A 9,339-nucleotide genomic window follows, 5' to 3' on the forward strand; every position below is an offset into this window, starting at 1 on the left:
CTAATTGGTATGGTTCGAGATTAAGCGTTTTGCTGCTTCTCGTTAAAGCGTTTGATTTTTGCTAGCTTGTCCTGAATGCGTTTGCGTTTCAGTGGTGATAGGTAATCCACGAACAGCTTACCTTGTAGGTGATCAAGCTCGTGTTGAACACAAATCGCTAGCAGGTCGTCGGCTTCAAAGGTGAACTCTTTGCCATCACGATCCAGTGCTTTAACGGTAACTTCTGCAGCGCGAGGCACAAGTGCGCGCGCACCTGGTACCGACAGACAGCCTTCTTCGATGCCATCTTCGCCACGCTTTTCCAGAATCTCAGGGTTGATTAGCACCATCGGCTCATCGCGAGTTTCTGAAATATCAATCACTACGATACGTTTGTGGATATCAACCTGCGTTGCAGCAAGGCCAATACCTTCTTCGTCGTACATGGTTTCAATCATGTCATCGACGATTTTTTGAATCTCAGGGGTCACCGCTTCAACAGGCTTTGCGACTGTGCGCAGGCGATCATCCGGGAATGTTAATACTTGTAATACAGACATATTCACTCGAAATATTGAACTGTGCCGAAACAGCACAAACCTTGTTGGCTCAATTCTAGACATTTTATAGCCTAAATGACAGCATCCTTGCACCAATTTCCATTCTGGTTCCTGCTTAATAGACCAAGGACGAGGGTCATGAATCGAATTTTCCGCAACGTTGCCAGTGTTACGTTGCCGTTACTTTTCACTTTCAACGCTGTAGCAAATGTGGATGCGAACCCACTGACTGTTAAAGATGATGCGCCACAAACATATGTAGTTGTGAAGGGCGATACGCTATGGGATATTTCGGCCATGTACTTGGATAGCCCGTGGTTGTGGCCTCGTTTATGGCAAGTAAACCCGGAAATCGATAACCCTCATTTAATTTATCCCGGAGACAAGCTGTCTTTGGTGTGGATTAACGGTCAGCCCGTGTTGAGCCTAAAACCGGTTAAGAAGCTGAGCCCGAAAGCTCGCATCACAGAAAAGAAAGCCGTACCAACGGTCGCGGAAGGTTTGGTGATGCCTTACCTCAAATCGGATCGGTTGCTAGATAAAGATTCGTTGAACAATGCTGCAAAAGTGATGGGTAGCAGCAAAGGCAGTAAGTATCTGACTACAGAAGATGTGCTGTATATCAATGGCAATCAGACCGCGACAGGTTGGGCTATTTACCGACCAGTAGCTACCTTTTCGCGTGACGATGTGTCCGAAGAGATTACCGCGCTGCGTTTGATTGCCAAAGGCGAGCTCGTTGAAGCTTCGAGTGATTATTCAGGTTTGAAGCTTACATCGCAAATGCAAGAAATCCTACGTAACGATATCGCGTTGCCAAATCAATCGGTTGAGAATACTGACTTCACGACTACGTTCTATCCGCTGCCGTCGCCACAAGGCAGTTCTGCAAAGTTGCTAGGTAATATCGAAGGTATTCGCTTTAGTTCAACTAACCAAGTCGTGGTGATTGATAAAGGCACGTCAGACAATCTGAAGCAAGGCAGTGTGTTTGATTTAAAAGAAGACGCGCACCCAGTTTACAAAGACGGCGATGAGTTCAAGAAAGAGTTTGGCGTGCTTGATAAGAAAATTACTTTGCCTCAAAGCAAAGTTGGTGAGTTGCTGGTCATTCGTCCTTATGAGTACTTTAGCTTGGCACTGATCACTAACAGTACGAAACCCATTAACCAAGATATTTCGGTGGTGTCACCGTTGGCGGACGAATTAACCATCGATGAATCGACGAAATAACGATGATCTCGATGCCTGGTTAAAACTGAGTTGTTTACCAGGCATTGGCGGCGTCAAAATGAATAAGCTACTGGCAAGAGACACGCCACGTAACATCGTAAACTTCTCTCCTGAACAGCTACAACAACTTGGGTTAACAACTAAGCAAATTCAAGCTTGGGCTTCAACAGATAAAGAAGTCGATGCTTGTTTAAGTTGGCTTGAGGCTTCTACAAATCATCATATCCTGACACTGACTGACCCGCGTTATCCACCTCAACTCAAACAAATCGTTGCGCCGCCACCTCTACTTTTTGTTCAAGGAAACCCTGCTTGTCTTTCTCTGCCACAAATCGCGATGGTTGGCAGCCGAAATGCGAGTATTGATGGATTACAGCATGCACGTCAGTTCGCTGCAGAGTTTGTTCAGCACGATTTTATTGTCACCAGTGGTCTCGCTTTAGGCATTGATGGTCATGCGCATGATGGTGCGTTGCAAGCGGGTGGTAAGACGATTGCGGTGCTAGGATCTGGCTTAGCAAATATTTATCCGGCACGTCATCGTGGTTTAGCGCAACGTGTTATTGAACATGGGGCTTTGGTGTCTGAGTTTCGGCCTAATGCCAAGCCGCGCCCAGAAAACTTCCCGCGTCGTAATCGTATTATTAGTGGATTATCGCTTGGTGTACTGGTCGTCGAGGCGGCGAAAAAGAGCGGCTCGTTAATTACAGCTCGTTACGCGCTTGAGCAAGGTCGAGAAGTATTTGCGCTGCCAGCGTCAATCAATGCCCCCAATGCTTGCGGAGGAAACCAGTTGATACGTCATGGCGCTTGCCTCGTAGAAAAGACGAAAGATGTCTTAGATGAAATACAGTCCTTGCTTGATTGGTCTATTAATCAGAGTACCGATTTATTTTCTACGTTAAATGAAGAAGAAGAATTGCCATTTCCTCAGCTGTTAGCTAACGTAGGAAGTGAAGCTACACCGGTTGATATTCTTGCAAACAGGACCAATATACCTGTCCAAGAAGTCATGATGCAGCTCTTAGAGTTAGAACTCTCTGGGCATGTCGTTGCGGTTTCAGGTGGCTATATTCGAAAGGGGAGGGGCTAGCTATGATGATGGATATACTGATGTATCTATTCGAAACCTACATCCATAGCGATGCAGAGTTACAGGTCGAACAAGACGAGTTGGAAGAAGAATTGCTCCGTGCAGGCTTCCAACAAAAAGATATCTACAAAGCCCTTGTCTGGTTAGAAGAGCTTGCCGCATTGCAGCAAAGTGACACCTCTTCTGCAATCTCGACTTGCATGGCTTCGTCATCAACTCGTATCTACACAGCGAAAGAGATGCAGCGTTTAGATTTGGAATGCCGAGGGTTTCTATTGTTTCTCGAGCAAATCAATGTGTTAACCACAGAAACTCGCGAAATGGTGATTGACCGAGTGATGGGATTAGAAACGAGTGAGTTTGAGCTTGAAGACCTCAAATGGATCATTCTGATGGTGCTGTTTAATGTGCCTGGCAACGAAAACGCTTACACGCTAATGGAAGAGCTGTTGTACACCAAGGAACAAGGGATTCTTCACTAACCATCTGGGCAAGTTCGAGTTTAGCTAGAATAAACGCGAGCTTGTCTTTTTGTGTGTTTTTCACGAAACGGTAAGTATGAGTAGTAAAATCGACAACACCCTTTTCTCTGCCCATGAACACGCTTTGGAACACGAGCCGTGTCCAAAATGTGGTGGTGAGCTGACTCTCAAGCACGGAAAACATGGCCCATTTCTCGGCTGTAACCACTATCCAAGCTGTGATTACATTAAACCGCTACACAGCAATGATGGGCACATCGTGAAAGAGTTGGGTGTGCCTTGTCCTGAGTGTGGCAATGAGTTGGTACTCCGCCAAGGGCGCTACGGTATGTTCGTTGGTTGTAGCCATTACCCGGCTTGTCATCATATTGAGTCGATTAATCAACCTGAGCCAGAGGCGCAGTCACAAGAGCAACACGCTTGCCCTGAATGTGGCAAAGGACATTTGGTGGAGCGTAAAACCCGATTTGGCAAAACATTCTACGCATGTGATAACTACCCTAAATGCAAATTTGCAGTGAATCTCCCTCCGGTTAAAGGGAGATGCGAAGAATGTGGTTTTACTTTGTTGGTGGAGAAGAAACTCGCCAGTGGTGTGAAATTGCAATGTGCTAATCGTAAGTGTCAGCACACCCAACAAGGGTAAATACATCCAAGGAATTAAAAAGGGTCGCATCGTGCGACCCTTTTTTTATTTTTTTGCTGCCAAACGTTAGTGTTGAGGCTGTTTAGCGAACGCTTGCACGGCTGGGAAAGCTATTGGGTCTAAGATGTCTGCCAGAGCGCACAGCCTACGGTGCAATTCTCCTGGGTAGTCGCCACACACGTTGATGTGTCCCATCTTGCGACCTGCACGTTTCTCTTTGCCATACCAATGAAGGTGGCAACCATCCATTGATAACAATGCTTCTGGTAGTGTGTCTTCACCAAGAATATTGATCATTGAGGTTTCACGAACTAATTTCGTACTGCCTAATGGTAAGCCGCACACTGCGCGCAGATGGTTTTCAAACTGACACGTTTCTGCACCTTGCTGTGTCCAGTGACCAGAGTTGTGCACGCGTGGAGCAATCTCATTCACTAAAAGTGCCCCATCGACATCAAAGAACTCAAGCGCTAATACGCCAACGTAATCTAGGCTATCTGCGACTGCCGTGAACATTTGCTTTGCTTGTTCCTGTAACCCTGGCGCATCAATCGCAGTAGAAAGACTCAATACACCGTTGGTGTGGACGTTCTCTGCCAGAGGATACACTTCCACACTGCCATCTTTGCTTCGAGCACCAACCAGTGATACTTCGCGGTTAAAAGGAACAAACTCTTCAGCAACAATCGCTTGAGTTGATGTTGCCGCGATGCACTCTGCCATCTCAGTCCAAATGTCGTCGACTTGAGAAGCTTCTTTTAAGCGCCATTGGCCTTTACCATCGTAACCACCTAATGCACTTTTCAGAACCATTGGCATACCAACGTGTTCAATTGCGCGGTCAAAGTCTTCACGAGTTTCAATGACGTAGTATTTCGCGTTGCGCACGCCAGCATCATCAAGCAGTGCTTTTTCAATACGGCGATCACCACCTGCTTTGATGGCTTGCGTACTTGGTAGAAACTTGCCGCTCGCTTCGCAAACCTTGAGCACGTCATGTGGAATATGCTCGAACTCGGCAGTAATCACATCAACTTGCGTAATCGCATTTTCCAAGCCATGGCCAAGTACCTGTTGAGTTAAAGGGTGAACGACATCACCGCTGCTGATATCGTAAGCTGAAATTTGAATATTCAGTGGCGCACCAGCCAGAGACATCATACGAGCCAACTGACCCGCACCAAGAACCAGTACATGCATCTGATTAATCCTCTGCAGGGTTTGGATTTGCGAGAACTGTTTCCGTTTGCTCATTACGGAATGCTTCTACCTTCGCCATGATGTTTTCATCATGAGTGCCTAGGATTTGCGCTGCTAGGATACCGGCGTTTGCTGCGCCCGCTTCGCCAATCGCCAATGTACCAACCGCAATTCCCTTTGGCATCTGTACAATAGAAAGCAGTGAATCCATACCTTTCAGTGCACGAGACTGAACGGGAACCCCAAGCACTGGCAAACTAGTAAACGCCGCCGCCATACCTGGTAGGTGGGCTGCACCACCTGCGCCTGCGATGATAACTTTGATGCCGCGTTCTTTTGCGCCACTAGCGTAGTCAGCCAGTAATTGAGGAGTTCGGTGTGCTGACACGACTTTTGTTTCGTAAGGCACGCCAAATTGGTCTAGCATGTCCGCTGCTAGTTTCATGGTTGGCCAATCGGATTTAGAACCCATGATGATACCGACTTTCATCTCAAACTCCTTTAAGCTGCAAAAATTAGGTGAGCTATAAATTTGTGCGCATTATACGGGGATTTTTATTTCAAGCAAACGTTTGCGTCTTGTTGTTGGCGCTATTGATACATTTTATAAAAAAATTGCTTTAGTGTCTGAGAATGAATATTTGTACACTTAGTGAAAACAACACAGTCAAACAAATAGGAAGTAATCGGTGGATAACTTTGAACAAGTGCTCAACGCACTCAAGCAAGGCGAAGTGATTGCCTATCCAACAGAAGGGGTTTTTGGTGTCGGATGTGATCCAGATAACCCAGAAGCAATTCAAAAGCTATTAGAGCTCAAGCAGCGTCCGGTAGAAAAAGGGCTGATTCTCATCGCGGCAAGTTATGATCAGCTCTTGCCTTATATTGATGAATCTCAGTTGACTGAAGAACAATTACAGACTGTTCATGCCACTTGGCCAGGCCCATACACCTGGATCATGCCAGCGAGCGATAAAGTATCCAACTGGGTTTCAGGGCAGTTTGATTCAATTGCGGTTCGTGTGACTGATCATCCTTTGGTGCAAAAAATGTGTAATGCATTCGGAAAGCCGTTAACCTCTACCAGCGCGAATCTTTCCGGCTTACCACCGTGTATGACCACGGAAGAAGTCGAAGAGCAGTTGGGTTATAAGCTGGTCGCCATTCTTCGTGGCGAGACCAGCGGTCGTGATAAACCCAGCGAGATTCGTGACGCCAAAACTTCACAAATATTAAGACAGGGTTAACCCTGCTAGCCAGCCATCATTAGGTTTCACGTAATAGGTAATAACGTATGTCAGCGATCGATAAGCACGCCGTAAAGCAGTTCTTGATGTCACTTCAGGACTCCATTTGTCAGCAGTTAGAACAAGAAGATGGAAAGGCCGTCTTTGTCGAAGATGCATGGCAACGTGAAAAAGGAGAGCGTCTGGGTGGCGGTGGTCGCTCACGTGTTTTGCGTGATGGCCTTGTTTTCGAGCAGGGAGGCGTGAACTTCTCGCATGTGGAAGGGAAAGAAATGCCAGCATCTGCGACAGCGCATCGCCCAGAGCTAGCGGGTCGTCGTTTTGAAGCGATGGGTGTTTCTTTGGTTATTCACCCTAAAAACCCTTACGTACCGACTTCACACGCCAATGTCCGCTTCTTTATTGCAGAAAAAGATGGCGAAGACCCAATTTGGTGGTTTGGTGGTGGTTTTGACCTAACGCCGTTCTATCCATTTGAAGAAGATTGCCAATCATGGCACGACACTGCAAAACTGCTTTGTGCGCCATTTGGTGACGATGTTTACCAAGAGCATAAAGCATGGTGTGACAAATACTTCTTCCTACCACATCGTAATGAAACTCGCGGTGTTGGCGGTTTGTTCTTTGATGATCTAAACCAGTGGGAATTTGATAAGTGTTTTGCTTACATCAAAGCAGTGGGTGAAGGCTATTGCCAGGCTTACTTGCCGATCGTTTCTCGTCGTAAAGAGATCAAGTATGGTGAGCGTGAGCGTGAATTCCAACTATATCGTCGCGGCCGTTACGTAGAGTTCAACTTAGTGTATGACCGTGGCACCTTATTTGGTTTACAAAGTGGTGGGCGTACTGAGTCGATTCTGATGTCAATGCCGCCGCTCGCTCGCTGGGAGTACTGCTACGAGCCAGAAGCGGGATCGCCAGAAGCTGAACTTTACGAGCGATACCTAACGCCCCGAGAGTGGTAAGCACGGAATCTCCTTTTCTATATAGATAGATAGTGATAGGGTCATCTGTAATCAGGTGGCCCTGTTTTCTCTATATCTAAGTAAGGAACAAAGGTAAGGAAATGACCCAGCAAATCGATCGCTATGCCGTGTTTGGTAATCCTATCGGACACAGTAAGTCGCCATTCATTCACACCTTGTTTGCTCGTCAAACTAATCAATCTTTGGTGTATACCGCAGAAAGTGCACCTGTTGATGGTTTTATTGACGCGGCGAAGGTGTTTTTTGCTGAAGGTGGCAAGGGGTGCAACATCACTATGCCATTTAAAGAAGATGCTTATCAATTTGCTAGTCGATTGACAGAACGGGCTCAGTTAGCAGGCGCGGTAAATACCCTCAAGAAGTTAGACGATGGTGAAATCATCGGTGACAACACTGATGGTGCAGGTTTAGTGCAAGATCTGCTTCAGCATCAGGTTGTATTGGAAGGTGCGCGAATCCTAATTATTGGTGCTGGTGGTGCAGCTCGTGGTGTTATTAAGCCACTACTCGATCAAAAGCCGACCTCTTTAACCATTACCAACCGTACCTTTAGTAAAGCACAAGAGCTCGCAGAGCTGTTTGTCTCTCACGGTCCTATCCTCGCCAAAGAGATGGCAAGTATTGATGAAGAGTATGATGTCATCATTAACTCCACATCCGCTTCTCTTAGTGGTGAACTGCCGACTATTTCATCCTCCATCTTTGCCGCTAACAGTACAAGCTATGACATGATTTATGGCAAAGGGGTGACGAGCTTTAACTTATGGGCAAAAGAGAATGGTGCCGCTCATGCGTATGACGGTCTTGGAATGTTAGTTGGGCAGGCTGCGGAAAGCTTTATGCTCTGGCGTGGCTTACGTCCTGGTGCCAAACAAATTCTCAGAGAACTAAGAAAGAATCTTGAAGGTCAATAAGCGATGAATCAATCCATCTTATTCCCAGATATTCAATCATGGGATGAAGTATCACAATCGGTAAACTTTTCGGCGCAACAATCAGGCGCACTAATAGAGTGCTTTGTGACGAAACAAAAGTTAGAAAAGCTCAGTGGTTCACTGATTGAAACTGAGCAAGCGGCAATTAAAGTGTTTACTGATTACAGATTCGACCTAGAAGAAATGGCTGAAGAGCTAATAGAAGATGAAGCCTTCAACGAAGAAGGCCATATCATCATCGGTTAACAGGGTTTTAGTTCAAGTCTTTTACTTCATTTAAGTAGTCGTTTTTGTTCTGCACATAGTTATTGGCAGACTTTTGCAAGAAAGCTCGTTCTTTTTCTGATAGAGGGCGAGCTTGTTTTACTGGGCTTCCAACATATAAGTAGCCACTTTCTAATACTTTCCCAGGTGGCACTAAACTGCCTGCTCCGATCATCACCTCTGACTCAATTACAACAGCATCTAAAACAATAGCTCCCATACCAACCAAAACACGATCGTGGATCTCACAACCGTGCAGCATCACTTTGTGGCCAATCGTAACGTCATTACCAATAATCAATGGGTAGCCGTTTGGGTTTTCGGCGTTCTTATGGGTGACATGCAAAACACTGCCATCTTGAATATTCGTTCGATCACCAATGTGAATGTGGTTTACATCACCTCGCGCTGCTACCAGTGGCCAAATGCTAGAATCATCGCCAATTCGGATATCACCGACTAAAACAGAGGTTGGGTCAACGTAAACACGCTCACCAAGTTCAGGCTTTATACCTTTGTAGCTTCTCATTGAGCTCATCTTTTTTCCTTATTCAGGGCGATTACAGGGTGTATGGAGGTAGAATAGTAGTGAAAACTCGCCTTTTAGAATAAAAAACACCCAAACGATAAAAAAATCAAAAAAAACGAGAAAAAGGGCTTGCCAATGTGATCGCAATCTCTATAATGCCACCTCGCTGACACGGCAACGCTTCG

Annotated in this window: 12 protein-coding genes; 8 read left to right on the plus strand and 4 right to left on the minus strand. The window is 46.0% G+C overall.

From position 1 onward, the window contains the following. Positions 1-20: 20 nt before the first annotated feature. Positions 21-539, minus strand: a complete 519-nt coding sequence (def, locus tag R7Q47_RS15825; RefSeq protein ID WP_005379068.1) for a peptide deformylase — start codon at positions 537-539, stop codon at positions 21-23. A gap of 138 nt (positions 540-677) precedes the next feature. On the opposite strand from def, the gene R7Q47_RS15830 reads away from it, so the two are divergent. The 4 genes from R7Q47_RS15830 to R7Q47_RS15845 all read left to right on the plus strand — a co-directional run bounded on the left by R7Q47_RS15830 (position 678) and on the right by R7Q47_RS15845 (position 3,993). After that, positions 678-1,772 (plus strand): LysM peptidoglycan-binding domain-containing protein, encoded by a 1,095-nt coding sequence (locus tag R7Q47_RS15830; RefSeq protein WP_053350675.1) that lies wholly within the window; start codon positions 678-680, stop codon positions 1,770-1,772. Further along, positions 1,756-2,865: a DNA-processing protein DprA gene (gene dprA / locus R7Q47_RS15835; RefSeq protein ID WP_248487139.1), complete on the plus strand. Its 1,110-nt coding sequence runs from the start codon at positions 1,756-1,758 to the stop codon at positions 2,863-2,865. Before R7Q47_RS15830 ends, dprA begins: the two co-directional genes overlap by 17 nt. A 2-nt stretch (positions 2,866-2,867) precedes the next feature. Next, positions 2,868-3,347 carry a DUF494 family protein gene (locus tag R7Q47_RS15840; RefSeq protein WP_005379074.1) on the plus strand — a complete coding sequence of 160 codons (480 nt, stop codon included), beginning with the start codon at positions 2,868-2,870 and terminating at the stop codon, positions 3,345-3,347. 76 nt (positions 3,348-3,423) lie between these two features. Then, positions 3,424-3,993, plus strand: coding sequence for a type I DNA topoisomerase (locus tag R7Q47_RS15845; RefSeq protein WP_154204942.1), 570 nt, complete (start codon positions 3,424-3,426; stop codon positions 3,991-3,993). 66 nt (positions 3,994-4,059) lie between these two features. On the opposite strand, the gene R7Q47_RS15850 is transcribed toward R7Q47_RS15845, so the two are convergent. Both R7Q47_RS15850 and purE read right to left on the minus strand, forming a co-directional pair. Continuing rightward, positions 4,060-5,193, minus strand: coding sequence for a 5-(carboxyamino)imidazole ribonucleotide synthase (locus R7Q47_RS15850; protein ID WP_137282458.1), 1,134 nt, complete (start codon positions 5,191-5,193; stop codon positions 4,060-4,062). 4 nt (positions 5,194-5,197) lie between these two features. Continuing rightward, the gene (gene purE / locus R7Q47_RS15855) at positions 5,198-5,683 is read right to left on the minus strand and encodes a 5-(carboxyamino)imidazole ribonucleotide mutase (protein ID WP_005379082.1); all 486 of its coding nucleotides are present in this window, start codon (positions 5,681-5,683) and stop codon (positions 5,198-5,200) included. A gap of 199 nt (positions 5,684-5,882) precedes the next feature. Between purE and R7Q47_RS15860 the strand changes: the two genes are divergently transcribed. The 4 genes from R7Q47_RS15860 to R7Q47_RS15875 all read left to right on the plus strand — a co-directional run bounded on the left by R7Q47_RS15860 (position 5,883) and on the right by R7Q47_RS15875 (position 8,607). Continuing rightward, positions 5,883-6,440 (plus strand): L-threonylcarbamoyladenylate synthase, encoded by a 558-nt coding sequence (locus tag R7Q47_RS15860; RefSeq protein ID WP_154204943.1) that lies wholly within the window; start codon positions 5,883-5,885, stop codon positions 6,438-6,440. A gap of 47 nt (positions 6,441-6,487) precedes the next feature. Continuing rightward, the gene (gene hemF / locus R7Q47_RS15865; protein ID WP_017821583.1) at positions 6,488-7,405 is read left to right on the plus strand and encodes an oxygen-dependent coproporphyrinogen oxidase; all 918 of its coding nucleotides are present in this window, start codon (positions 6,488-6,490) and stop codon (positions 7,403-7,405) included. Between the two features lie 101 nt (positions 7,406-7,506). Further along, the gene (gene aroE, locus R7Q47_RS15870) at positions 7,507-8,340 is read left to right on the plus strand and encodes a shikimate dehydrogenase (RefSeq protein ID WP_017821584.1); all 834 of its coding nucleotides are present in this window, start codon (positions 7,507-7,509) and stop codon (positions 8,338-8,340) included. Positions 8,341-8,343: 3 nt separating this feature from the next. Next, the gene (locus tag R7Q47_RS15875) at positions 8,344-8,607 is read left to right on the plus strand and encodes a DUF1488 domain-containing protein (protein WP_005379090.1); all 264 of its coding nucleotides are present in this window, start codon (positions 8,344-8,346) and stop codon (positions 8,605-8,607) included. A gap of 7 nt (positions 8,608-8,614) precedes the next feature. Here R7Q47_RS15875 and R7Q47_RS15880 read toward each other — a convergent pair whose 3' ends face one another. Beyond that, positions 8,615-9,163 (minus strand): gamma carbonic anhydrase family protein, encoded by a 549-nt coding sequence (locus tag R7Q47_RS15880; RefSeq protein ID WP_005379096.1) that lies wholly within the window; start codon positions 9,161-9,163, stop codon positions 8,615-8,617. Positions 9,164-9,339: the final 176 nt, after the last annotated feature.

The organism is Vibrio sp. Vb0349 (assembly GCF_033338975.1).

What these genes read in the sequence shown, in the direction of transcription:
- def (WP_005379068.1), bottom strand. Translation starts at nt 539, where the DNA reads ATGTCTGTATTACAAGTATTAACATTCCCGGATGATCGCCTGCGCACA.
- R7Q47_RS15830 (WP_053350675.1), top strand. Translation starts at nt 678, where the DNA reads ATGAATCGAATTTTCCGCAACGTTGCCAGTGTTACGTTGCCGTTACTT.
- dprA (WP_248487139.1), top strand. Translation starts at nt 1,756, where the DNA reads ATGAATCGACGAAATAACGATGATCTCGATGCCTGGTTAAAACTGAGT.
- R7Q47_RS15840 (WP_005379074.1), top strand. Translation starts at nt 2,868, where the DNA reads ATGATGATGGATATACTGATGTATCTATTCGAAACCTACATCCATAGC.
- R7Q47_RS15845 (WP_154204942.1), top strand. Translation starts at nt 3,424, where the DNA reads ATGAGTAGTAAAATCGACAACACCCTTTTCTCTGCCCATGAACACGCT.
- R7Q47_RS15850 (WP_137282458.1), bottom strand. Translation starts at nt 5,193, where the DNA reads ATGCATGTACTGGTTCTTGGTGCGGGTCAGTTGGCTCGTATGATGTCT.
- purE (WP_005379082.1), bottom strand. Translation starts at nt 5,683, where the DNA reads ATGAAAGTCGGTATCATCATGGGTTCTAAATCCGATTGGCCAACCATG.
- hemF (WP_017821583.1), top strand. Translation starts at nt 6,488, where the DNA reads ATGTCAGCGATCGATAAGCACGCCGTAAAGCAGTTCTTGATGTCACTT.
- aroE (WP_017821584.1), top strand. Translation starts at nt 7,507, where the DNA reads ATGACCCAGCAAATCGATCGCTATGCCGTGTTTGGTAATCCTATCGGA.
- R7Q47_RS15875 (WP_005379090.1), top strand. Translation starts at nt 8,344, where the DNA reads ATGAATCAATCCATCTTATTCCCAGATATTCAATCATGGGATGAAGTA.
- R7Q47_RS15880 (WP_005379096.1), bottom strand. Translation starts at nt 9,163, where the DNA reads ATGAGCTCAATGAGAAGCTACAAAGGTATAAAGCCTGAACTTGGTGAG.